The sequence below is a fragment of the Pseudoruegeria sp. SK021 genome (genome assembly GCF_002119405.1).
Classification (GTDB): domain Bacteria; phylum Pseudomonadota; class Alphaproteobacteria; order Rhodobacterales; family Rhodobacteraceae; genus Meridianimarinicoccus.
The window spans coordinates 277,356-300,739 of the sequence record NZ_MTBG01000001.1; the positions used below are offsets into that span (position 1 = coordinate 277,356).

Consider the following 23,384-nt stretch of genomic DNA (forward strand, 5'->3'; position numbering starts at 1 on the left):
ACAACCATGACTCAACACGCACAAACCCCTCTGGTCGAGTTGCGGGACATCTCGATCGCCTTTGGCGGGATCAAGGCGGTCGACCATGTCTCGGTCGATCTGTATCCCGGCGAAGTCGTGGGCCTGCTTGGCCATAACGGCGCGGGTAAATCCACCCTGATCAAATGCCTCTCCGGCGCCTATAAACAGGATTCCGGCGACGTCTATATCAACGGCGAAAAGGCGGTCATCAACAATCCGCGCGACGCCCGGTCCTATAACATTGAGACGATCTATCAGACCCTAGCGCTGGCAGACAATCTGGACGCGGCCTCTAACCTGTTTCTCGGGCGCGAACTGATCACCCCCATGGGGTTTGTCGACGATGCCCGGCAAGAGGCCGAGACCCGCAAAATCATGGCGCGGCTCAATCCCAACTTCACCAAGTTCTCGGCCCCGGTCAAAGCCTTGTCTGGCGGCCAACGCCAGTCGGTGGCCATCGCCCGCGCCGTCTATTTCAATGCGCGCATCCTGATCATGGACGAACCCACCGCGGCGCTGGGGCCACAAGAAACCCAGATGGTGGCCGAGCTGATCCAAGAACTGAAGCGTCAGGGACTGGGCATCTTTCTGATCGAACATGACGTCCAAGCGGTCATGGATCTGTGCGACCGTGCCAGCGTCATGAAAAACGGCCAACTGGTTGGCACTGTCGACGTTAAGGATGTCACCGACGATGACATTCTCAGTATGATTATTTTGGGCAAACAGCCCGCAAAGGTGGCGTAAATGTATCTCGGTCTTGATCTTGGAACCTCTGGGGTAAAGGCATTGCTGATCGGTGCCGATCAGTCCGTCATCGACGAAGCCCATGCCCCGTTAGAGGTCTTTCGCCCTCACCCCGGATGGTCCGAGCAATCCCCAGCAGACTGGGTGACCGCGGTCGGCGCAGTCATGGACGCCCTCGCCGCCCGGCAATCACTGGCGCAGATCAAGGGCATTGGCCTAAGCGGCCATATGCACGGCGCGACCTTGCTAGATGCCTCGGATAACGTGTTGCGGCGCTGTATTCTCTGGAATGACACCCGGGCACATGAGGAAGCGGCGGCACTGGATTCCGATCCGGATTTTCGCGCCATCACCGGCAATATCGTCTTTCCCGGCTTTACCGCCCCCAAACTGCTTTGGGTGCAACGCAACGAACCCGAGATTTTCGCAAAAGTCCGCCGGGTGCTGCTGCCGAAGGATTATCTGCGGCTTTGGCTGACCGGTGAGGCCGTGTCAGAGATGTCAGACGCCGCCGGAACGTCATGGCTGGACACCCGGACGCGCGACTGGTCCGCCCCGCTGTTGGCCGCATGCAGCCTCGACACGGCGCAGATGCCCCGTCTGATCGAAGGAAACGCCGTCTCAGGCACCGTGCGCCAAGAGATTGTCAATCGGTGGGGCCTGAACCCCAATGTCATCGTCGCCGGGGGCGGCGGCGATAATGCCGCCTCGGCGGTTGGTGTCGGTGTGGTTCAGGCCGGGCAAGCCTTTGTCTCCCTTGGCACGTCCGGCGTCTTGTTCGCCGCCTCAGCGGCCTATGAACCGGACCCGGCCAGCGCGGTCCACACGTTCTGTCACGCGCTGCCGGATACATGGCACCAGATGGGCGTGATCTTGTCGGCCACGGACGCGCTGAACTGGTATGCCGGGCTGGTCGGGCAAACCGCAGCAGATTTGACCCGCGGACTTGGGCCATTGCAGGCACCGGGATCGGCGCTGTTTCTGCCCTATTTGGGCGGCGAACGCACCCCGCATAACGATTCCCGCATCCGCGCGTCACTGACTGGGATCGACCACACCACCGATGCGGCGGCCGGCACCCGCGCCGTGATCGAAGGCGTCACCCATGCCATCCGCGATAGCTACGACGCGCTGACCGCAACCGGAACCCGCATCGACAGCCTCATCGCCGTCGGCGGCGGCAGCCGGTCGGACTATTGGCTGACCGGCATCGCCACCGCATTGGGAATTGACGTCTCGGTGCCACAATCCGGCGAATTTGGCGCCGCCTTTGGGGCGGCCCGTCTGGCCCAGATGGCGGCAACCGGAGCTGGCATTGAGATCGCCACCGCACCGGTCATCGACCGGACCATTGCCCCCGTGGCTGGCCTGACAGACGCTTTTGCAGAAGCGCATGATCGATACTCACGTACCTACCAAGCCTTGAAAGGTCTTTCATGACGACGTTTTTCGACGGAATTGCTCCCATTGCCTATGAAGGTCCGGACAGTACCAATGAATTGGCGTTCCGCCATTACAATCCCGACGAAATGCTGGGCGACAAAACCATGGCCGAGCATCTGCGCTTTGCGGTTGCTTGGTGGCACAGCTTTGCATGGCCGGGCGGCGACCCGTTCGGCGGGCAGACCCTAGACCGGCCCTGGTTCAAGGCCGACACGATGGAGATGGCGAAGCTGAAGGCCGACGTGGCCTTCGAGATGTTCGCCATCCTTGGCGCCCCGTTCTACTGCTTCCACGATGCCGATATGCGCCCCGAAGGCGCAAATTTCGCCGAGAACAGCCGCAATCTCGAAGAAATGGTTGAATACCTCGGCGCGAAAATGGCGGCGGGCGGTCCAAAACTGCTTTGGGGCACCGCCAACCTATTCAGCCAGCGCAAATTCATGTCCGGTGCGGCCACCAACCCCGACCCGGATGTCTTCGCGTTTTCAGCCGCGACCGTAAAAACCTGCATGGACGCCACCCACAAGCTCGGCGGCGAGAATTACGTGCTGTGGGGGGGCCGTGAAGGCTATGAAACCCTGCTGAACACCGATCTCAAGGCCGAGCGCGAACATGCCGGGCGGTTCTTGTCGATGGTCGTGGATTACAAGCACAAGATCGGCTTCAAGGGCAGCATCCTGATCGAGCCGAAGCCGCAAGAGCCGACCAAGCACCAATACGATTACGATGTTGCGACCGTTTACGGCTTCCTCAAGCAATTTGGCCTAGAGACCGAGGTCAAAATGAACATTGAGCAAGGCCATGCCATTCTGGCCGGTCACAGCTTTGAACATGAGCTAGCTATGGCAGCGTCTTTGGGGATTTTCGGGTCTATCGACATGAACCGGAACGATTACCAGTCCGGCTGGGACACCGACCAGTTCCCCAACAATGTGCCCGAAACCGCATTGGCCTATTACGAAGTGCTCAAAGCGGGCGGCTTCACCACCGGCGGCACCAATTTCGACGCCAAGATCCGCCGTCAAAGCCTTGATCCCATCGACCTAATCGCGGGCCATGTTGGGGCGATGGATACCTGCGCGCGCGGCCTGAAAGCCGCCCATGCCCTGCTAACCGACGGGTCGCTGGAAACGCGGCGGACCGAACGCTATGCCGGATGGAAAGCCCCGGAAGCCACCTCCATGCTGAACAGTGATCTGCAAAGCATCACTGAGCGCGTGCTGGCCGAAGACATAAATCCGCAGCCCCGCTCGGGCGGTCAAGAACGGCTAGAGAACTTGGTCAACCGGTTCCTCTAAGCGCAGCCTCACCCAAAACAAGACAAAGCCCGCATCCCTGTTTTGGGGTGCGGGCTTTTAAAATCGGGTCGCGAGGCGGGCGTTAGGCCCGTTCAGCGTATTCCATGGTCTCGGTGTTGACGACGATGTCTTCATCTTGTCCGACGAAGGGCGGCACCATAACCTTGACGCCATTGTCGAGAATCGCAGGCTTAAAGCTGTTGGCCGCAGTCTGTCCTTTGACCACCGGCTCGGTTTCGACAATGCGGCAGGTGACTTTTTGCGGCACGGTCGCGTTCAATGCTTCGTCGCCGTTAAATTCAACCACGATGGTCATGCCGTCCTGAAGGAACGGACGACGATCGCCCAGAAGCTCCGCAGGCAATTCGATCTGATCGTAGGTTTGGGTGTCCATGAACACCAGCATGCCGTCGGTTTCGTACAGGAATTGCTGATCTTTTTGCTCAAGACGGACTCGTTCGACCTTATCCGCAGAGCGGAACCGTTCGTTCAGTTTGCTGCCGTTGCGCAGGTTCCGCATCTCGACCTGAGCAAAAGCACCGCCCTTGCCCGGCTTCACATGGTCCACTTTGACCGCCGCCCACAGACCACCATTGTGCTCCAGCACATTGCCCGGGCGAATTTCATTACCGTTGATCTTAGGCATTTCGCCCTCACGCGCATGTTGAAACAGGATTAAGTCGCCCCTATATCTTCGACACAAGGGCGTGGCAAGTGCGGGAGCGATGTCCAATCCAATATCATACCTATGCGCAGAGCGCATATGTGGTATGTCAAATTCGGGATACCGAATCAGTTTATTTAGGCCATAGTGCCTTTCTCCGCGATGGATACAAGAGCAAGAATAAGGAAACTAGATGGGCGAGTTCGTCGATGGCACGGCCTTCAATCATGAACAAGGCAACCGTGCCCGCAAACTGTTTGCTGCTGTCGTACTAGCAGCGCTGGATGATGCAATTGCAGACAACAAGAAATACGGCAATGGACCAGAGCAGATCGCCCGTTGGGCGCGGTCGCGTGATGGTCGTGAGGTGCTGTCCTGCGCCGGAATCGACCCCAATGAGCGTGTCGTGACCGGTCTGATGGATTTTGTTGGCAAGGGCGTCCGCACATCTGTCGCATTGTCGCGCGAGGAAAGCGAACGTCGCAACCAGCAGGCCGAAGCCGCGTAAGCGTGACCTGTCCGGGACTTTTGGGCGCGTCCTTCGGGGCGCGCTTTTCGTTTCATGACCCTGCCAACCTCCCTCTTTGTTTCGGGGGCGGGGCGTGACGCGTGCTTTGATGATCCAAGGGGCTGGCTCCAACGTCGGCAAAAGCATCATCGTGGCGGGGCTGGCGCGTGCATTCCACAAGCGCGGGCTCGCGGTCCGTCCGTTCAAGCCGCAGAACATGTCGAACAATGCCGCCGTCACCGCAGACGGGGGCGAGATTGGCCGCGCGCAAGCCCTGCAAGCCCGCGCCGCCATGGTATCGCCTGTGGTCGATATGAACCCGGTGTTGCTGAAACCGGAAAGCGATCGCGGCGCGCAGGTGATCGTGCAGGGCAAACGCTTTGCCACCCTACAAGCGCGCGATTATGCGGCGATCAAGCCCACCCTGCTTTCGGCCGCGTTAGACAGTTTTTACCGCCTAGCTGCCGATGCCGACCTCGTGCTGATCGAGGGCGCCGGCAGTCCGGCTGAAATCAACCTACGGGCGGGCGACATCGCCAATATGGGCTTTGCCGAGGCGGCGGGCATTCCCGTGGTACTGATTGGCGACATTGATCGCGGCGGCGTCATTGCCCAGATGGTTGGTACCCATGCAGTCCTGCCGAAATCCGACCGCGACCGCATTCAGGCCTTCGCTATCAACAAGTTCCGCGGCGACCCCAGCCTGTTTGACGACGGCCTGACCGAAATTGTCCGGCGGACCGGCTGGCTGTCACTTGGGGTCATTCCGTGGTTTGATGGGGCATGGCGCCTGCCTGCCGAAGATGTGATGGATCTGCGCTCGCGTCCCGGCACCGGGTTTAAGGTGGCGGTGCCGCGGCTGTCCCGTATCGCGAATTTCGACGACCTTGACCCGCTGAACGCCGATCCCTCGGTGCAAGTGGTAATCGTGCAACCCGGCACCCCGTTGCCCGGCGATGCGGATCTGGTTCTTGTGCCGGGAACCAAATCGACCATTGCCGATCTGGCCTATTTCCGCGCGCAGGGCTGGGACATCGATCTTGCAGCGCATGTCCGGCGCGGCGGCCATGTCTTGGGCATCTGCGGCGGCTATCAGATGCTCGGACGCACCATCGCGGACCCGCATGGACTGGAAGGCGCCCCCGGCAGTGTCGCCGGTCTGGGCTTGCTCGACGTGACCACGGTGATGCACCCGGAAAAGCGGCTGGCCCTGTCAACCGCCGTGGATCTTGCCAGCAACACCGCCGTCAGCGCTTATGAGATCCACCTTGGTGCAACCGATGGCCCTGACTGCGCCCGGGCGTGGCTGTCACTTGCCGGACGCCCAGAAGGGGCCGCATCGCCCGATGGCCGGGTGCAAGGGTGTTATCTGCATGGGCTGTTTGCGGCAGATGATTTTCGCGCCGCATTTCTTACTCGGCTCGGGGCTGATGGCGCGAAGTTTGATTTCAATGCTGGCGTCGAAAGTGCGCTTGACGATCTGGCGCACCACTTATCGACGCATCTGGACCTCGACGCGCTGCTCGCCTTATCGGCCCCGGTCATCAACCGGGACTGACGACCCCGCGCCTTGGCCTTAGTACTTGCCGATGCTTTTCAAGACATTGTCCAACTGAAGTCCCTGTGCGCTGTTGGCGGCGGGCGCGTTGCGCACCTGATTGTAATAGACCGACGGATCATAGGCCATCACCGGCAGGCCCAAATAATCGACCGTCAACCTCCCCATGGACGACAGTAGCCCGTAAACCGCGATCTGCTCGTCCACCGCAGCGGCAATCCGATCACCGCGCGCATCCAGAAGCTCTTGTTCAGCGTCCAACACATCCAGCGTTGTCCGCGCGCCCAAGGTCGCCTCTTCGCGGGTACCGTCGAAGGCGATCTGCGCCGCCTCGATCTGGCGACCGGTTGACACCAGCACGGCTCGCGCCACTTCACGCACAGCCCACGCCCGGCCCACTTGCTCGGACACCTGCAAACTGGTCTGCAACAACGTGGCCCGGTTCTGATCGCGCTGCGCCTTGGCACTGCGGAACGCCGAGTTCAGCGCACCACCACGATAGATCGGGCCGCCGAATTCCACCCCGATTGACCCGAACCCTTCAAGGTTGCCCGAATTGGAGGTCGAGCTACCATCGGCATAGCCTGCCCGCGCATTGGCGGTGAGGGATGGCAGCACACTGGCTTCCGCCCGCGCCACGTTGATTTCAGACACGGTGACCAGACGCTGCGCTTCAAGCACGGCGGGGTGCAGCCGAACCGCGATATCGCGTGCAGCATCCAACGATGCAGCCGTGGCCGGAACAGCAGGCGGTTGGGCCAATGTCCCAGGGTAACGACCAACGGCCAGCTTGAACGCCTCACGGGCGATTTGCAGATCCCCGCGTGCCGATTCCAGATTGGCGTCTGCCAGAGCCTGACGAGACTGCGCCAATGCTACATCGGTCCGAGTGACTTCGCCCACTTCAAAGCGGTCATTCGCGGCGCGGACTTCTTCTTGCAGAACCCGCACGTTGTTGACCCGCAGTTCGACGATCTCGATCGCCCCGAGCACATCCATATACGCGCTGACCGCAGCAAACAGGATCGCCTGCTCCTGCTGGACCAGCCCTTCGCGTGCCGCGAGAACCGCTTCTTTAGCGGCATCAATCGCCAGTTGGTTCCGCCCAAATTCATACAGTGACAACTCAGACGTCAGGGCCAGCGTGTTCACAACGCTGTCGCGATTGATCAAAAAGCTGTCGTCCTGCGCAAAACCCCAATCGCGGGTGAGGTTATAATCCAATGTCGGACGCAGCGCCGCAACTGCGACGGCAACATCCTCATCCGCAGCCCGCAGCACCGCCCGGCTTTGTTCCAGCAGGTTGCTGTTGTTGTAGGCAGAGACCAACGCGTCGGTCAAAGTTTCGGCCGATGCCGGAACCGCCAAACAGAGCGCGCAGACAAATCCCGTCAGGCGCAATCTATACTGTCTGAAACCCGTCACTTGTCCGCTCCTCATGCCTGTTCAGGCCAATTGTATTATAACGCAAATTCCACAAGCTTCTCGAAGCCGGGAACAATCGGCGCGCCCGCATTGAACGAGAACCGCCAGGACACGCGCCCGTCGATCTGAAACCCGATGCGCACCACGCCAAGTTCGCCTTCTGCGAAAATTGCGACGATCCGGCCACCCTCTTTCAATTGCGCCAGAATGTCTGCGTGAACCTCTTCCACTGCGCCTTGCACGAAAATCGCGCCGTAAGGGCCATGCTGGGCCGCGCCTTCGGACAGCGGTCCGGTCACCACGGCAACGTTGTCGATCCCGTGCTCGGCCAGACGATCTTCGGCTTCGGTGGCAAGGGCGGGGTCTTCCTCGACGGCGATGACCGCTTCGGCGATCTCGGCGATCACGGCAGACGAATATCCATAGCCACAGCCGATATCGAGAACCAGATCACTGTTCTGGATGTTCACCGCGTCCATCATCTTGGCCAGCGTGCGCGGCTCCAGCATCACCCGGCGTGGGCCGATGGCTAGGTTCTCGCCCACATAGGCGGCCTCGGTCCGATCATGGGGCACGAAGGCCTCGCGCGGGATTCGAAGCATCGCTTCGAGAATGGGGTACTTGGTGACGTCCGAAGGCCGCACTTGCGTATCGACCATCATATGTCTGCGTTTGGCAAAATCTGTCATGTACTAAACTCAACCGTCTAGTTTCATCAGACTTCGACATCGCACAGAACCTCAGGTCGGGCAACCGCTCAAAACACCGGGATTCCAAAAGCCGCAGCCAGAACGGCACCGTGAGAGCCGGAATTTCTTGATAATTGTCGAAGACGTGTCACACCTTTTGCATGGGCAGGGGGCCGGACCGATCCGGGCACCGCCTGAAACACCGCGCAAGGAATTGCATGACACGTCCCCCCTCCTCCGCCTCACCCGCCGAAAAAATCGTCCTTGTCCTTCAGGGCGGTGGCGCGCTTGGGGCCTATCAGGCCGGCGCCTATGAGGCGCTGTCACTGGCGGGAACCGAGCCGGGCTGGGTCGCCGGTATTTCCATTGGCGCGATCAATGCGGCCATCATCTGCGGCAATCCCCGCGAACGGCGCGTCGCCCGCCTGCGCGAATTCTGGGAACAGGTGTCATCGAACCTGACGTTTGCGCCGCTTTTCACCGGTAAGGCCGCCCGCAATCTGTTCACCGAAGCGGCCTCTATGAGCGTGATGCTGTCCGGCGTGCCGGGATTCTTTGCGCCACACCCATCGCCATTGCCATTCCTGCCCTTCAGTCCGTTCCCCGTGCGCAGTTATTACGACACCGCGCCGTTGGTCGGGACGCTCGAATCGCTGGTGGATTTCGACTATCTCAACGATGCCGGGCCACGGATCAGTGTCGGCGCGGTCGAGGTGGAAAGCGGCAACTTTGCCTATTTCGACAGCAGACGAGACCGGATTGAGCCCGCGCATATCATGGCCAGCGGCGCCTTGCCGCCCGGGTTTCCCCCGGTGGCCATTGACGGCCGCGAGTATTGGGATGGCGGCCTCGTCTCGAACACACCGCTCGCCTATATCATGACCAATACCGATCAGTCCCCAATGTGCATCTTTCAGGTCGATCTGTTCAGTGCCACCGGCACGCGCCCTGAAACTTTGGATGACGTCACGCAGCGCACCAAGGACATCCAGTTTTCCAGCCGGACCCGGCTAACCACTGACCTGTATAGCCAATTGTTCGAATTGCGCCGCGCCGCTGACCGATTGGCCGACAAGCTTCCGCTCGAATTGCGAGATGACCCCGATCTGGCACAGTTGCGCAATGCCGCCCCGGATGTGGCGATCTCATTGGTGCATCTGATCCATCGCAAACTGGATTTTGAAGGCCCGTCTAAGGATTATGAGTTTTCGCGCCTATCCATGACCGAACATTGGTCCGCCGGACAATTGGACGTCCGGCACGCCTTGGCCCACCCCGACTGGATCAACCGCGATGACGACGACAAGGGGCTTCGCGTCTACGACCCCGGCAAAACCCGCACATCGCGGCCCAGCAAGGGAACGCCCCTATGAAGATGTCCGACGTCGTCTCCAACGCCTTTTCCATGCCGTTAACCAGCCCGGCCTACCCCAAAGGCCCCTATCGCTTCGTCAATCGCGAATTCCTGGTCATCACTTACCGCACCGATCTAGAGGCCCTGCGCGCCGTGGTTCCCGAACCCTTGCAGGTCGACGAACCGATCGTGAAATTTGAATTCATCCGCATGCCGGATTCTACCGGATTTGGCGATTACACCGAAGCCGGACAGGTTATTCCGGTCAGCTTTCAGGGCCGCAAGGGTGGCTATGTTCACGCCATGTTTCTGAACGACGGCTCTCCCATCGCTGGCGGGCGTGAGATCTGGGGCTTTCCCAAGAAGTTGGCGCAACCGTCTTTGCGTGTCGAGCAAGACACCCTTGTCGGCACGCTGGATCTGGGATCGGTGCGACTGGCGACGGGGACCATGGGCTACAAGCACCAGACTTTGGACGGTGAATCGCTTCGTGCCGGGCTTGAGGCGCCCAGTTTCCTGCTCAAGATCATCCCGCATGTGGATTGCACACCGCGGATCTGCGAATTGGTGGAATATTCGCTGACGGACCTGACCATCAAAGGCGCGTGGGCAGGGCCGGCCGGGCTGGAACTTTTTGCACATGCGCTGGCGCCGGTTTCGGCCCTGCCGGTGCGCGAAGTGCTGTCCGCAACGCACATCCTGACCGATCTGACCTTGGGCCTAGGAAAAGTTGTGCACGATTATCTGGGCTGAAACTGCTCTGGCCCAACAGCAACGTGCGGGCGGCGTTTTCTTGAACACATCAGAGCCGAGATTATAGGGAAGCAGCCCCGGCAGTATTGCTGAACGTGACTTGATTTCAAAAGTGGTGCGGGTGAAGGGACTCGAACCCCCACGCCATAGGCGCCAGAACCTAAATCTGGTGCGTCTACCAGTTCCGCCACACCCGCACGCTGGCCGACAACGTCGTTCTTTGTCTTCAGCCTAGGCGGCTTCTAGCAAAGCCTTCGGGCCGTGGCGAGAGGCAAAATGATCAGATCATCACAGATCTGCATCCCACCGCCATGCATCACGTTTCGTGATCCGCATCGTCAAAAACATTCGTTTTTACTATGGCGCATCTTGGGATACCGGAGCCGGCAAGAGTACCCCCTTTTGGAGAGTGAAGATGTCCCATTCCATGACAGGAACGGCCCCCACCGCAGCCCCCCCTGCGCGTCGGCGGCCAAACCGGTTGGATCGTTGCGTTCTTTTTGGCATCGGCCCTGCTGGTACAGGCCGTATTTCCCCATGTGCCCGGCCAAACTCCGGCCCCGGTCACCGATTGGCGCGGCAATAGCGGCAGCCTGACCCAAAGCCGCTAAGACTTGCGCAGCGCGCGGCCCCCGGGGTCAGACCCCCAACGCGCGCAAAACCCCGGGCAGCGCGTCCGGCAGGTCCTCGGCGATCAGGCCCGGCCCGACATGCCGCCCCGCGGCCCCATGCAACCAAGCGGCGGTTTCTCCGGCCTGCCCCGGCGCAAACCCACGCGCCAGCAACCCAGTGATAAACCCTGACAAAACATCCCCGGACCCCGCCGTTGCCAGCCATGGCGCGGCGGCGGCACCGGTCAAGTGAACCTCGGCCAATTCCCCACCCGAACCGGCGATCAAGGTCACGCTTCCTTTCAGCAGAACAGTCGCCCCACATCGCGCCGCGGCGGCGCACACCGCCTTGCGCCGCGCCGGAAGCGCCGCCTCATCACATCCGCCCGCCAACGCCCCGGCAAGATCGGGAAAGAGCCGCCCAAATTCGCCGGAATGCGGCGTCAGAAGCACCCTTTCATGCAGACCGGAAAACAACGCTTCCGGCGCATCGGCAAACGCCGTCAGCGCATCGGCATCCAAAACTGTCGCGCGGCGTGCAGCCAAAGCGACCTGCACCAACCCCTGCGTGCGCACGCGGCTTTGACCGCCCTGCCCCGGCCCAGCCCCAAGGCCCGGCCCAAGACAGAGGGCGGTCAACCGCGCATCCCCAAGCGCATCGTGCAACGCGTCTGCGTTTCCCAGCACCCGCACCATGACCGCAGTTAACTGACCGGCATTTTCGGCCAGCGCGTCCGGGGGACAGCCCAGCGTCACCAGCCCGGCCCCGATTCGCAGCGCCGCCCGGGCTGCCAATCGTGCCGCACCGCCATGCCCCGCCCCGCCTGACAGAACCAGCGCATGACCGTGATCGTATTTGTGCTGATCTGCGGATTTCGACAGCTGTGCCACCAAATCGGGCGACAAGCCTTGTGCGGTTACCGCGCTCATCGCCCTGCCCGCATGGCGGCGATCCGTCCATCCCCATTCCATAAGCTCACAGCCACCCCCTTGGGTGACGGGACCGGAAACGCCAATCGCGCCAGAATCTCACTGCTCGTCATCCCCGGTTGACCTGTCGCATCGCCCCGACTGAGGCGCACCCTTGTCTGGCAAGTTTTCATTTCGCTGCCTTTTTGTGCGTATCGCCCAAATTTCAATCAACCGACTGAGATTCCCACGAGCCAATCTTGCATCACCCCCCTAGCCAATTGAAGCGATACGGTGAAAGTGGTCTCACGCATCGAAACCACCGCGCGGGGGAAAGTCTGACATGAAAAAAATTGAGGCAATTATCAAGCCGTTCAAACTGGATGAGGTCAAAGAGGCGCTTCAGGATGTCGGCGTGCAGGGCTTGTCCGTGGTCGAAGTCAAAGGCTTCGGCCGCCAAAAGGGCCACACCGAACTGTATCGCGGCGCGGAATATGTTGTCGACTTTCTTCCCAAGGTCAAAATCGAAGTGGTGCTGTCGGACGATCAGGTCGACGAAGCGATCGAAGCCATTCTCGAAGCGGCCCGGACCGATAAGATCGGCGACGGCAAGATTTTCGTCTCGAACGTGGAACAAGCCATCCGCATTCGGACCCGCGAGGACGGCGAAGCCGCCCTTTAAGCCCAGAACACACTCCCCGGATCACACGGCCCCGGGGTTCTACCCGAAAACGCAAGCAAGAGGAAACTAGGTCACATGAGCAATGAAGCTGTTCTCAAGACCATCAAGGACGAAGAAGTCGAATACGTGGATATTCGCTTTACCGATCCGCGCGGCAAACTTCAGCACGTCACTGTTGTGGCGGACCTCGTCGATGAAGATTTCCTCGAGGAAGGCTTCATGTTCGACGGCTCTTCGATTGCCGGCTGGAAGGGCATTGAAGAATCCGACATGAAACTGATGCCGGATCCCGATAGCGTCTACATCGATCCGTTCTACGCTGAGAAAACCCTGTGCATCCATTGCACCGTGGTCGAGCCCGACACCGGCGAGCGTTACTCTCGCGACCCGCGCGGCACCGCGCAGAACGCCGAAGCCTATCTGAAGTCCTCGGGCATCGGCGATACCGCCTATATGGGTCCGGAAGCTGAATTTTTCCTGTTCGACGACGTCCGCTTTCAGGTCAGCACCAACAAAGTCTCGTATCAGGTCGACGCACAAGACGGCTCGTGGAACACCGACACCGAATACGAAATGGGCAATACCGGCCACCGTCCGGGCATCAAGGGCGGCTATTTCCCGGTCAACCCAGTGGACGATGCGCAAGACATTCGCGGCGAGATGCTCTCGACCATGAAGCGCATGGGCATGAAGGTCGACAAGCACCACCACGAAGTGGCGTCCTGCCAGCACGAACTGGGCCTGATCTTCGGCACCCTGACCAAGCAAGCCGACGAGATCCAGAAGTACAAATATGTCGTGCACAACGTGGCCCAAGCCTATGGCAAGACCGCGACCTTTATGGCCAAGCCAATCTCGGGTGACAACGGCACCGGCATGCACGTCAACATGTCGATCTTCAAGGATGGTAAGCCCCTGTTCGCAGGTGACAAATATGCCGACCTGTCCGACGAAGCGTTGTACTTCATCGGCGGCATCCTGAAGCACGCCAAGTCGCTCAATGCTTTCACCAACCCGGGCACCAACAGCTACAAGCGCCTGATCCCCGGTTTTGAAGCCCCGGTTCTGCGGGCCTACTCGGCTTCGAACCGGTCCGGTTGTGTCCGCATTCCGTTCGCAGAAAGCCCCAAGGCCAAGCGCGTCGAAGCCCGTTTCCCGGACCCGACCGCCAACCCTTATCTGGCCTTCGCAGCCCTGCTGATGGCCGGCCTCGACGGGATCAAGAACAAGATCCACCCCGGCGAAGCCAGCGACAAGGACCTCTACGATCTGCCGCCGGAAGAACTGGCCAGCATCCCCACCGTTTGCGCCAGCTTGCGCGAAGCGCTGGACGAGCTGCAGGCAGATCACGAGTATCTTCTGGCCGGTGACGTGTTCACCAAAGACCAGATCGATGCCTATTGCGAGCTGAAGTGGCAGGAAGTGTACGCTTACGAGCACACGCCGCACCCGATCGAGTTCAAAATGTATTACAGCAGCTGATCGTCGATCAGAGGCCGTAACGAGTATCAGGGGGCGCCTTCGGGCGTCCCCTTTTTTGATGTCTGCTGAAAGTCACACAGCCCAACACACCAGCGCCCGGCACAAAAAAAGGGCGCCTCTTAAGGCGCCCTTTTCATCATTTGTTACGCGGCTTGGCGTGACTTTCGGCGTTGTCCGCCAGCGGCCCCACCGGGGCGCCGACGCCGCTGACCGTTGCCAGCCCCACCAGCACCGCCGCCGCCACCACCACCGCCGCCACTGCGGCCTTTCTTGGCACCGGCTTCGATTTGCCAAGGCGTTCCGCCCGCGACCGGAATGGAGATTTTCATCACCTTCTCAATGTCGCGCAATTCGCCCATCTCATCGGGCGCGCAGAATGCAACCGCAGCACCATCGGCCCCGGCGCGCGCAGTGCGGCCGATCCGGTGGATATAGTTCTCGGCCACGTTCGGCAGATCGAAGTTATAGACGTGACGCACACCCGGAATGTCGATCCCACGCGCCGCAACGTCAGTCGCCACAAGCACTTTGATCTGACCGGCCTTAAACGCCGAAATTGCCCGCTCGCGCTGACCTTGGCTACGATTGCCGTGGATGGCGACGGTATCAAACCCGGCACGCTCCAAGGATTTCGACAACCGGTCGGCACCGTGCTTGGTGCGCGAAAAGACCAAAGCCATCTCGCTGCGGTGCTTGCCCAGCAACTTGATCAGCAGATCGGTCTTGTCGCCCTTGGTGACAAAATGCACCGCTTGCGTCACCTTGTCGGCAGCCTTGCCCGGAGGCGACACTTCCACCCTGACCGGATCGGTCAGATAGGCTTGTGCCAGTTCCGCCATCTGCTTCGGCATGGTGGCCGAGAACAGCATGGTTTGACGCTCTTTTGCCAGCAGCGGTGCAATCTTACGCAGCGCATGGATAAAGCCCAGATCCAGCATCTGGTCGGCTTCGTCCAGCACCAAGAACCGGGTCTGATCCAGACGAACAGCGCGGCGATCCAGCAGGTCCAACAACCGGCCCGGCGTCGCAACCAGCAGGTCGACGCCTTTTTCCAGACGCTTGACTTGCGCCACGATGCCAGCACCGCCGACAACCAGCGCCACTTTCAGGTGGCTGCCTTCGGTATAGGCCCGCAGGTTATCCGAGATTTGCTTGGCCAGTTCCCGTGTCGGCGCAAGGATCAACCCGCGCACCGTTTTGGGATCAGGCCGGGTGCCGTCCACCGACAGCGCATGCACAAGCGGCAGGCCGAAGGCGGCGGTTTTGCCGGTCCCGGTTTGGGCCAGCCCCAACACATCCCGGCCATTCATGGCATGGGGGATGGCTTGGGTTTGAATAGGAGTCGGGGTCTTGATGCCTTGCTCAGCCAGTTTGGCTACAAGACGGGGCGCTAGGCCCAGCATGTCGAAATCCATAAATAGTCCTCACAGCGTGCGCCATAAAGACTGCACGCAAACACATACGCACCCCGCACAGACATGTGCAGGGCATCGCAAAGGCTGCGTCGCTGCCTGACAAATGGGCCGAATTGCCCAGCATGCCGTCGCGACGCCTGAACCCCTGCGTGATGTGGGAACCAGAAATTTGTCAGCGCCGTCGCGATCTCCCGGGTTCGGGTCGCGGGCTGCTCACGCGGCAGCGGTCTCTGACAGAGGCTCATGTGGGGCTTTTCAGACGCTCTGTCAAGGGATTCCCGCCCATAACACCATCGGTGCCGGGCATGTTGCAAACTGACCCCTTTGCGTCACCCTTGCGTGACCCGGCCACTTCGCCCCTTGTTCCAAGCCCCGCGCAGCATCAGTTTCATGGCAGCAATCGTAAAGGACAGCCATGTCGACCCAACGTTTCACATTTGCCGGCCACGGCGGCCATGATCTGGCCGCGCGGCTGGATATGCCGGACGGTCCGCATCTGGCCACCGCTCTGTTTGCCCATTGTTTCACCTGCGGCAAGGATATCCTTGCGGCCCGGCGCATTTCGGCCCGACTGGCCGGGATGGGGTTCGCAGTGTTGCGCTTTGATTTCACCGGCCTCGGTCACAGCGGCGGTGAATTTGCCAACACCACCTTCACCAGCAATGTCGAAGATCTGCGCCTTGCCGCACAGGCATTGGCCGAGCGCGGCCTAGCCCCCGATCTGTTGATCGGCCATTCCCTTGGTGGCGCGGCAGTCCTGCGCGCCGCGGGCGAGATTCCATCGGCCCGCGCCGTCGTGACCATCGGCGCGCCGTACGATCCCGCCCATGTGACCCATAACTTCGGCGACGCGCTGGACAAAATTCGCGCCGACGGCAGCGCCGAGGTTCAACTGGGTGGCCGCGCCCTGCGCGTCGGTGCTGCGTTCCTCGATGATGTATCGGCCAGTTCGCTCGCGCCCGCCGTCGCAGGGCTGCACCGCGCCTTGCTGATCCTTCACGCCCCGCGCGACAATACGGTCGGCATCGACAACGCGACCGAGATTTTCCGCGCCGCCCATCACCCCAAAAGCTTTGTTACCCTTGACGAGGCCGACCACCTGCTCAGCCGCCCCGAAGACGCGGAATATGCCGCCGAAGTGATCGCGGCATGGTCGCGGCGGTATCTGGCGCTGCGCAGCCCTGCCCCGCCCCCGGATGTGCCCGAAGATGTGATCCGCGTCACCGAAGCCGACCCGGACGGCTTTCTTCAGGATATCACCAACGGCCCGCACCATCATATACTGGCGGATGAGCCTCGCGCCTATGGCGGCACCGACAAGGGCATGTCGCCCTATAGTCTGGTGGCGGCTGGACTGGGTGCCTGCACGTCGATCACCCTGCGGATGTACGCCCGCCGCAAAGGGTTCCCTCTGACCGGGATCCGGGTGGATGTCACCCATAACAAGGTGCATGCGCAGGATATCGAAGTGTCGGTCAGTCCCCGGATCGATCAGTTTCAACGGGTCATCCGGCTTCATGGCGATCTCTCACAGTCGCAACGGCAAAAATTGCTCGAGATTGCTGAGAAATGTCCGGTTCACCGCACCATCGAAGCCGGTGCTAAAGTAGTCACCCATCTGCTGAACGAACCGGACGCGGCGACCGAAGACCCGGAATAGCGCAGCGGGGTTACTCAGCCCCGCGCCACGGCAAGGATCGCGTCGGCCTGTGCGGCCACGGCAGCGCGTCCTGCCGCGATCGCTTCGTCGGCGCGATGCAGTTCCAAGATCCCGATATGGCGCAGGTCGAGATCGATCATCACCTCGGGCGGGTCCAGCGTTAGCCGGTGCCGCAGCACCCCCTCGCAGAGGATATCGACCGCGGTCAGCACCACATCCATGTAATTCGGATCGCGCAACCGGGGTTTGTCTGGCTTGTCCGGAACCGGCGTTCGCTCTGCAGGCCAGCCCAGAAGATTGCGCAGATTGTCTGGCAGAATGTCGGGACGCACCATCCGCGAGAACAGCCCTTCGCTGACTTGCGGCAACGCCCGCGCTGCCCAAAGCGGCTTGCCCATCGTGGCGTTCACATTGACCGCAATCACCCGGTTGGCCCCCATCGCGCGGCAGGGCGTGATCGGCACCGGATCGACCAGCGCCCCATCCAGCAGCCAACGCCCATCCAGAAACTTCGGCGTAAACACCGCCGGAATCGCCGTCGATGCCCGCACCGCATCGGCCAGTGGCCCGCGGCGCAGGATGATTTCTTCACCGCTGCTCATGTCCGTGGCGACCATGGACACCTGCCGCGGCAGATCTTCGATCAGTTGCGGCAGATCAAGCCGGGCGGCCAAACGCGCAATCTCGCCGCCTTCCACCAAACCGCCGCCGAACAGCTTGAGATCAATATAGCCCAGAACGCCCTGCATCGTCAGATTGGTGGCCCAGTCCTCCAGCGGGGAAAGCCGGTCCCCGGCCCATGCTGCACCGACCAGCGCCCCCATGGAACAGCCGCTCAGATATTCGGGCACGACGCCAATCCGCGCCAGTTCTTGCAGAACGCCAATATGGGCCCAGCCGCGGGCGCCCCCCATGCCAAGCGCCAGTCCCAAGCCCTGCTGCGTCATGCCGTCGTTCCCTCTGCCCCCCGCGCCTCGGTTATTCCGCGGCCACTTTGCGCGCCAACAGCATCGGCTTGAGATAGCGCCCGGTGTGGCTGGCCTCAACCTCGGCCACCTTTTCCGGTGTGCCCACAGCCACCACCTGCCCACCGCCATCGCCGCCTTCGGGGCCAATATCGATCAGCCAGTCGGCGGTTTTGATCACGTCAAGATTGTGCTCAATCACAATGACCGTATTGCCGCCCTCGACCAGTTCATGAAGCACTTCCAACAGCTTGCGTACGTCCTCAAAGTGAAGACCTGTGGTCGGCTCATCCAGGATATACAGTGTCCGACCGGTGGATCGTTTCGCCAGTTCCTTTGACAGCTTCACCCGTTGGGCTTCGCCGCCCGAGAGGGTTGTGGCCTGCTGACCAACCTTGATATAACCCAGACCGACCCGCATCAGCGCGTCCATTTTTTCGCGGATCGACGGCACGGCGGCGAAGAAGCCTTGGGCATCTTCAACGGTCATATCCAACACATCGGCGATGCTGCGGCCCTTGAACTTCACCTCCAACGTCTCACGATTGTACCGCGCACCCTTGCAGGTCTCGCAGGTCACATAGACGTCGGGCAAAAAGTGCATCTCGATCTTGATGACGCCATCCCCCTGACAGGCCTCACAGCGCCCACCCTTGACGTTGAACGAAAACCGCCCCGGCTTATAGCCGCGCGCCTTGGCTTCTGGTAGCCCGGCAAACCAATCGCGGATCGGCGTGAAGGCCCCGGTATAGGTCGCGGGGTTGGATCGCGGCGTTCGGCCAATGGCCCGCTGATCAATGTCGATCACCTTGTCCAGATGCTCCAAACCCTTGATCGTCTCACAAGGCGCAGGCGTCTGGCGCGCCCCGTTCAGCCGCATCGAGGCGGTCTTGAACAGCGTTTCAATCGTCAGGGTCGACTTGCCGCCCCCCGACACGCCTGTGACGCAAACAAACTTGCCCAGCGGAAATTCCGCCGTGACGTTTTGAAGGTTGTTGCCGGTGGCCTTCACCACTGTCAGCTTTTTGCGATTGCCCTTGCGCCGGGTTTTCGGCACCGCGATCTCGCGCTTCCCACTGAGGTAAGCTCCGGTCAATGACACCGGATTGGCGATAACTTCGGCCGGTGTGCCATGCGCCACGACTGATCCGCCATGCACGCCCGCGCCCGGACCCATATCAAAGACATAATCCGCCTCACGGATCGCTTCTTCGTCATGTTCGACCACGATCACGGTATTGCCCTGATCACGCAGGTTTTTCAGGGTAATCAGCAGACGGTCATTGTCGCGTTGGTGCAAGCCGATGCTGGGTTCGTCCAGCACATACAGCACCCCGGTCAGGCCCGACCCGATCTGACTGGCCAACCTGATCCGCTGACTTTCACCACCCGACAACGTCCCGGCATTGCGGCTGAGGGTCAGATATTCCAACCCGACATTGTTCAAGAACCCCAGCCGTTCGCGGATTTCTTTCAGAATGGTCCGGGCGATTTCATTCTTCTGCGCGGTCAGGCTTTCCGGCACGCTTTCGCACCAGTCGAAGGCCTGTTTGATCGACATTTGCACCACCTGACCGACATGCAGCCCGGCAATCTTCACCGCCAACGCCTCGGGGCGCAGACGATAGCCGCCGCAGGTGCCACACGAGCGGTTGTTCTGATAGCGCTCAAATTCTTCCCGCACCCAAGCGCTGTCGGTCTCGCGATAGCGCCGCTCCATGTTCGGGATCACCCCCTCGAACACCCGGCTGACCTGATAAATCCGGCCACCTTCATCATAGCGGAACTGAATTTCTTCGTCGCCCGAGCCGCGCAGGAACACGTTTTGCACCGCCTCGGGCAGGTCTTTCCACGGCGTCGCCTTGTCGAAATCGTAATGCTTGGCGATGGATTCGATGGTTTGCAGGAAATAAGGCGATTTGCCCTTCCGCCACGGCGCCAGCGCCCCGTCATACAGGGTGATCGTCTGATCCGGCACCACCAGCCGTTCATCAAAGAACAGCTCAACCCCCAAGCCATCGCAGGCCGGGCAGGCCCCGAACGGCGCGTTGAACGAAAACAGGCGCGGCTCAATCTCGGGGATGGTGAAGCCCGACACCGGGCAGGCGAATTTCTCGGAAAAGGTCAGGCGGTCGGGTGCCGGGGCCGCGTCGTCCCCATCGCCCGCCTTTGGCGCTGTTTCCAGAAACGCGATGCCATCGGCCAGATCAAGGGCTGTCCGCAGGCTGTCGGCCAACCGCGTTTCCAGCCCCTCACGCACCACAATCCGGTCGACCACCACGTCGATGTCATGGCGAAACTTCTTGTCCAGCGTCGGCGGGCTGTCCAATTCGTGAAATTCGCCATCTACCTTGACGCGCTGAAAGCCATTCTTGCGCAGCTCTATGAATTCCTTGCGGTATTCACCTTTGCGGTCGCGCACAATCGGGGCCAAAAGATAGCCGCGGGTGCCGTCCTCCAGCGCCATGATCCGGTCGACCATGTCCTGCACCTGCTGCGCCTCAATCGGCAAGCCGGTGGTCGGGCTGAATGGCGTACCAACCCGCGCATAAAGCAACCGCATGTAATCATAGATCTCGGTGACGGTGCCCACGGTCGAACGCGGGTTCTTGCTGGTGGTCTTCTGCTCGATGGAGATGGCCGGGCTCAGCCCTGAGATGTGATCCACATCCGGCTTTTCCATCATATCCAGAAACTGCCGCGCATAGGCGCTGAGGCTTTCGACGTAGCGGCGCTGCCCTTCGGCATAGATCGTATCGAAGGCAAGGCTGGATTTGCCCGACCCGCTGAGCCCGGTGATGACCACCAGCTGGTCACGCGGAATATCCACGTCGATATTCTTGAGATTGTGCTCGCGCGCGCCGCGCACTTCGATCTTCTTCAACTCGGCCATGACCCACCTCGGTATGATCCGGGTAATCTAGGGTCTCTGAACCGAGTCTCCAATGATAAAATGTGAACAAATATAGAACGCGGGCCGTAAAATTCGGCGCCATCCAGCGGCAACAGGGCAGACCAGCATCGGCCTGCCCCTGAAAGCTTTATTTCTTTCCGATAAATTGCCCGACGATCGCGGTCAGAACACCGCCGCCAGCGGCGCCGCCCAGGACCTGACCGATCAACGCGCCCATATCCATGCCGCCGGTTGTCCCGGCCGCGGCATCCGTGGCACCGCCCAACAGCGCGCCGATCAACGACCCACCCGCAACGCCGCCGACGGCACCGGCAATCAGACGCGGCAAGACGGCCATACCAACCGTCTTAACGACCTGCCCAGCAACACCGCCGCCGACCATACCGGCCACCGCCTGCACAATAATTGCAACAATACCTTCCATCACGCTTTCTCCTGAATTGATTAACGTGCGCCATGACTCGCACCATTCAGAACAACCGCCTAACTTTCACTTCGGACGGACGAGAGGCATAATGTCGCATATTGGCTTCGTCCGAACACCGATGTGAACGTCCCCCGCGCCGCCAGTGCGGCTTAACTGCGGTCGCGCCACCCGTTTGCAATCGGATAGCGGCGGTCCAGCCAGAACGCCCGCTTGGTCAGACGCGGCCCCGGCGCCGACTGGTGGCGCTTGTATTCGCTGAGATAGATCAGCCGTTCGATCTTGCGCACGGTCTCGCGGTCGAACCCGGCCGCCACCACTTGGCTGACCGACGCTTCTTCGTCCACCAGCATCTCTAGGATACGGTCCAGCGCCGGATAGGGCGGCAGGCTGTCCTCGTCCTTCTGATCGGGGCGCAGCTCGGCGGAGGGCGGCTTGTCGATCACCCGCACCGGGATCACCTCGCCCGCCGGTCCCTGCATCCAGTCGCGATGATTGGCATTGCGCCAGCGGCAGGTTTCGAACACCCGCATTTTGTACAGGTCTTTGATCGGGTTAAAGCCACCCGCCATATCGCCATAAATCGTCGCATAGCCGACCGCGACTTCGGACTTGTTGCCCGTGGTCAGCAACATTTCTCCGAACTTATTGCTCAGGGCCATCAACATCACCCCGCGCAGGCGGGATTGGATGTTCTCTTCGGTCAGGTCGGGATCACGCCCCTCAAACAGCGGTGCCAGCGTGTCCGACACCGCCGCCCGCGCGGCCCCGATTGGCAGCGTATCCAGACGGCAGCCCAGCCGCGCCGCAACGCCCTCTGCATCCTCCAGCGAATGCGTTGAGGTGTATTCCGACGGCAACATGACGCAGCGCACATTCGCAGATCCCACAGCATCGGCGGCAATCACCGCAACCAGCGCCGAATCGACCCCGCCCGACAGGCCCAGAACCACCTTGTTGAAGCCGGTCTTGCGCAGATAGTCGCGCAGGCCGATGACCATGGCTTGATAGTCCTGTTCCCATTCGTCCGGCTGCGCGGGCCGGTCGCCCTGCACAATGCGCCAACCGGCCTTGGTCTCTTCCAGATCCACATGGGCCACTGCGGTCGCAAACACCGGCATGTGAAAGGCCAGCACCCCGCCCGGGTTCAACCCGAATGAGCCGCCATCGAACACCTGATCGTCCTGACCGCCCACCATATTGAGATAAATCAACGGCTTGCCGGTCTCAATCACCCGCGCCACCATATGGGTCAGCCGGTCGTCGTGCTTGTTGCGGTGATAGGGCGATCCGTTCGGCACCAACAGGATATCGGCACCGCTTTCGGCCATCGCCTCGGCCACGTCCTGATGCCACGCGTCTTCGCAGATCGGGGTACCAATGCGGATCGGCCCCAACCGAAACGGCCCCGAGATCGGCCCCGCATCATAAAGTCGGACCTCGTCGAACACTTCCCAATTCGGCAACTCATGCTTGAAGACCCGAGCCACCACCTGCCCGCCCTTCAGGATATGATAGGCGTTGTACAGCTTGTCTTCGGCGATCCATGGCCCGCCGATGCCCAGCGCGGGCCCATCGGCACAGTCCTTGGCCAGCGTATCAATCGCCGCCATCGCCGCTTTGATGAAGGCCGGCTTCATCACCAGATCCTGAATCTGATAGCCGGTAATGAACATTTCCGACATCGCCACCAGATCGGCCCCGGCGTCACGCCCTTCGGCCCACGCCTGCCGGGCAAGCGCCGCATTGGCGTCCAGTGCGCCCACGGTCGGGTTCATCTGACCAAGGGTCAGGCGGAAAGTCTGTCGCATGGTCCGGTTCTCCTGCTCGTCCCCCCTCTTTACGGCCCAGCGCGCCCGAGG

The 23,384-nt window shown here is 61.0% G+C and carries 19 protein-coding genes and 1 tRNA gene; 10 read left to right on the forward strand and 10 right to left on the reverse strand.

Annotated features, from left to right (window positions below; all coding sequences use genetic code 11):
* The first annotated feature begins 6 nt into the window (after positions 1–6).
* The 3 genes from BV911_RS01290 to xylA are packed head-to-tail and all read left to right on the forward strand — an operon-like array spanning position 7 to position 3,509.
* The gene (locus BV911_RS01290; RefSeq protein ID WP_086051764.1) at positions 7–768 is read left to right on the forward strand and encodes an ATP-binding cassette domain-containing protein; all 762 of its coding nucleotides are present in this window, start codon (positions 7–9) and stop codon (positions 766–768) included.
* The gene (gene xylB / locus BV911_RS01295; protein ID WP_086051765.1) at positions 769–2,208 is read left to right on the forward strand and encodes a xylulokinase; all 1,440 of its coding nucleotides are present in this window, start codon (positions 769–771) and stop codon (positions 2,206–2,208) included. It begins immediately after the preceding gene.
* The gene (gene xylA / locus BV911_RS01300) at positions 2,205–3,509 is read left to right on the forward strand and encodes a xylose isomerase (RefSeq protein WP_086051766.1); all 1,305 of its coding nucleotides are present in this window, start codon (positions 2,205–2,207) and stop codon (positions 3,507–3,509) included. Before xylB ends, xylA begins: the two co-directional genes overlap by 4 nt.
* A gap of 82 nt (positions 3,510–3,591) precedes the next feature.
* Here the strand turns inward: xylA and efp are convergent, their stop codons facing one another.
* A complete protein-coding gene (gene efp / locus BV911_RS01305) occupies positions 3,592–4,155 on the reverse strand; it encodes an elongation factor P (RefSeq protein WP_086051767.1) in 564 nt (187 codons plus the stop codon).
* A 211-nt stretch (positions 4,156–4,366) separates the two neighbouring features.
* On the opposite strand from efp, the gene BV911_RS01310 reads away from it, so the two are divergent.
* Both BV911_RS01310 and BV911_RS01315 read left to right on the forward strand, forming a co-directional pair.
* The gene (locus tag BV911_RS01310; RefSeq protein ID WP_086051768.1) at positions 4,367–4,681 is read left to right on the forward strand and encodes a DUF6280 family protein; all 315 of its coding nucleotides are present in this window, start codon (positions 4,367–4,369) and stop codon (positions 4,679–4,681) included.
* Between the two features lie 94 nt (positions 4,682–4,775).
* Positions 4,776–6,239, forward strand: a complete 1,464-nt coding sequence (locus BV911_RS01315; protein ID WP_086052014.1) for a cobyric acid synthase — start codon at positions 4,776–4,778, stop codon at positions 6,237–6,239.
* A gap of 18 nt (positions 6,240–6,257) precedes the next feature.
* On the opposite strand, the gene BV911_RS01320 is transcribed toward BV911_RS01315, so the two are convergent.
* Together BV911_RS01320 and BV911_RS01325 are read right to left on the reverse strand one after the other, a co-directional pair.
* Positions 6,258–7,664, reverse strand: a complete 1,407-nt coding sequence (locus tag BV911_RS01320) for a TolC family outer membrane protein (protein WP_240512099.1) — start codon at positions 7,662–7,664, stop codon at positions 6,258–6,260.
* Between the two features lie 35 nt (positions 7,665–7,699).
* Complete coding sequence (locus BV911_RS01325; protein WP_086051770.1) at positions 7,700–8,353, reverse strand: protein-L-isoaspartate O-methyltransferase; 654 nt, start codon at positions 8,351–8,353, stop codon at positions 7,700–7,702.
* A 218-nt stretch (positions 8,354–8,571) separates the two neighbouring features.
* Between BV911_RS01325 and BV911_RS01330 the strand changes: the two genes are divergently transcribed.
* Positions 8,572–9,726, forward strand: a complete 1,155-nt coding sequence (locus BV911_RS01330) for a patatin-like phospholipase family protein (RefSeq protein ID WP_086051771.1) — start codon at positions 8,572–8,574, stop codon at positions 9,724–9,726.
* The gene (locus BV911_RS01335; protein ID WP_086051772.1) at positions 9,723–10,460 is read left to right on the forward strand and encodes an acetoacetate decarboxylase; all 738 of its coding nucleotides are present in this window, start codon (positions 9,723–9,725) and stop codon (positions 10,458–10,460) included. The genes BV911_RS01330 and BV911_RS01335 overlap by 4 nt, the downstream gene beginning before the upstream one ends.
* A 113-nt stretch (positions 10,461–10,573) precedes the next feature.
* Here BV911_RS01335 and BV911_RS01340 read toward each other — a convergent pair.
* A tRNA-Leu gene (locus BV911_RS01340) sits at positions 10,574–10,657 on the reverse strand.
* A 441-nt stretch (positions 10,658–11,098) separates the two neighbouring features.
* Positions 11,099–12,001: an NAD(P)H-hydrate dehydratase gene (locus BV911_RS01345; RefSeq protein ID WP_371587721.1), complete on the reverse strand. Its 903-nt coding sequence runs from the start codon at positions 11,999–12,001 to the stop codon at positions 11,099–11,101.
* A gap of 322 nt (positions 12,002–12,323) precedes the next feature.
* Between BV911_RS01345 and BV911_RS01350 the strand changes: the two genes are divergently transcribed.
* Complete coding sequence (locus tag BV911_RS01350; protein ID WP_086051774.1) at positions 12,324–12,662, forward strand: P-II family nitrogen regulator; 339 nt, start codon at positions 12,324–12,326, stop codon at positions 12,660–12,662.
* Positions 12,663–12,737: 75 nt separating this feature from the next.
* Positions 12,738–14,144, forward strand: a complete 1,407-nt coding sequence (gene glnA, locus BV911_RS01355; RefSeq protein WP_086051775.1) for a type I glutamate--ammonia ligase — start codon at positions 12,738–12,740, stop codon at positions 14,142–14,144.
* A 143-nt stretch (positions 14,145–14,287) separates the two neighbouring features.
* Here glnA and BV911_RS01360 read toward each other — a convergent pair whose 3' ends face one another.
* Entirely contained in the window at positions 14,288–15,559 is a 1,272-nt protein-coding gene (locus BV911_RS01360) for a DEAD/DEAH box helicase (protein WP_086051776.1), read from the reverse strand.
* A 415-nt stretch (positions 15,560–15,974) separates the two neighbouring features.
* Here BV911_RS01360 and BV911_RS01365 point away from each other — a divergent pair, with 415 nt between their 5' ends.
* On the forward strand, positions 15,975–17,219 hold the full coding sequence (locus tag BV911_RS01365; protein WP_086051777.1) for a bifunctional alpha/beta hydrolase/OsmC family protein: 1,245 nt from the start codon (positions 15,975–15,977) through the stop codon (positions 17,217–17,219).
* A gap of 14 nt (positions 17,220–17,233) precedes the next feature.
* Here the strand turns inward: BV911_RS01365 and BV911_RS01370 are convergent, their stop codons facing one another.
* The 4 genes from BV911_RS01370 to BV911_RS01385 form a co-directional block, all read right to left on the reverse strand.
* Complete coding sequence (locus tag BV911_RS01370) at positions 17,234–18,166, reverse strand: patatin-like phospholipase family protein (RefSeq protein ID WP_086051778.1); 933 nt, start codon at positions 18,164–18,166, stop codon at positions 17,234–17,236.
* Positions 18,167–18,197: 31 nt separating this feature from the next.
* Entirely contained in the window at positions 18,198–21,077 is a 2,880-nt protein-coding gene (gene uvrA, locus BV911_RS01375) for an excinuclease ABC subunit UvrA (RefSeq protein ID WP_086051779.1), read from the reverse strand.
* 148 nt (positions 21,078–21,225) lie between these two features.
* Positions 21,226–21,522 carry a hypothetical protein gene (locus tag BV911_RS01380; RefSeq protein WP_086051780.1) on the reverse strand — a complete coding sequence of 99 codons (297 nt, stop codon included), beginning with the start codon at positions 21,520–21,522 and terminating at the stop codon, positions 21,226–21,228.
* Positions 21,523–21,674: 152 nt separating this feature from the next.
* Positions 21,675–23,333, reverse strand: a complete 1,659-nt coding sequence (locus BV911_RS01385) for an NAD+ synthase (protein WP_086051781.1) — start codon at positions 23,331–23,333, stop codon at positions 21,675–21,677.
* Positions 23,334–23,384: the final 51 nt, after the last annotated feature.

Excerpts from the sequence above, each read along its gene's own strand:
- BV911_RS01365 (WP_086051777.1), top strand. The coding sequence starts at position 15,975 with ATGTCGACCCAACGTTTCACATTTGCCGGCCACGGCGGCCATGATCTG.
- BV911_RS01360 (WP_086051776.1), bottom strand. The coding sequence starts at position 15,559 with ATGGATTTCGACATGCTGGGCCTAGCGCCCCGTCTTGTAGCCAAACTG.
- xylA (WP_086051766.1), top strand. The coding sequence starts at position 2,205 with ATGACGACGTTTTTCGACGGAATTGCTCCCATTGCCTATGAAGGTCCG.
- BV911_RS01325 (WP_086051770.1), bottom strand. The coding sequence starts at position 8,353 with ATGACAGATTTTGCCAAACGCAGACATATGATGGTCGATACGCAAGTG.
- BV911_RS01350 (WP_086051774.1), top strand. The coding sequence starts at position 12,324 with ATGAAAAAAATTGAGGCAATTATCAAGCCGTTCAAACTGGATGAGGTC.
- BV911_RS01345 (WP_371587721.1), bottom strand. The coding sequence starts at position 12,001 with ATGAGCGCGGTAACCGCACAAGGCTTGTCGCCCGATTTGGTGGCACAG.
- uvrA (WP_086051779.1), bottom strand. The coding sequence starts at position 21,077 with ATGGCCGAGTTGAAGAAGATCGAAGTGCGCGGCGCGCGCGAGCACAAT.
- BV911_RS01335 (WP_086051772.1), top strand. The coding sequence starts at position 9,723 with ATGAAGATGTCCGACGTCGTCTCCAACGCCTTTTCCATGCCGTTAACC.
- BV911_RS01385 (WP_086051781.1), bottom strand. The coding sequence starts at position 23,333 with ATGCGACAGACTTTCCGCCTGACCCTTGGTCAGATGAACCCGACCGTG.
- BV911_RS01380 (WP_086051780.1), bottom strand. The coding sequence starts at position 21,522 with ATGGAAGGTATTGTTGCAATTATTGTGCAGGCGGTGGCCGGTATGGTC.
- BV911_RS01290 (WP_086051764.1), top strand. The coding sequence starts at position 7 with ATGACTCAACACGCACAAACCCCTCTGGTCGAGTTGCGGGACATCTCG.
- xylB (WP_086051765.1), top strand. The coding sequence starts at position 769 with ATGTATCTCGGTCTTGATCTTGGAACCTCTGGGGTAAAGGCATTGCTG.
- efp (WP_086051767.1), bottom strand. The coding sequence starts at position 4,155 with ATGCCTAAGATCAACGGTAATGAAATTCGCCCGGGCAATGTGCTGGAG.
- BV911_RS01310 (WP_086051768.1), top strand. The coding sequence starts at position 4,367 with ATGGGCGAGTTCGTCGATGGCACGGCCTTCAATCATGAACAAGGCAAC.
- BV911_RS01370 (WP_086051778.1), bottom strand. The coding sequence starts at position 18,166 with ATGACGCAGCAGGGCTTGGGACTGGCGCTTGGCATGGGGGGCGCCCGC.
- glnA (WP_086051775.1), top strand. The coding sequence starts at position 12,738 with ATGAGCAATGAAGCTGTTCTCAAGACCATCAAGGACGAAGAAGTCGAA.
- BV911_RS01330 (WP_086051771.1), top strand. The coding sequence starts at position 8,572 with ATGACACGTCCCCCCTCCTCCGCCTCACCCGCCGAAAAAATCGTCCTT.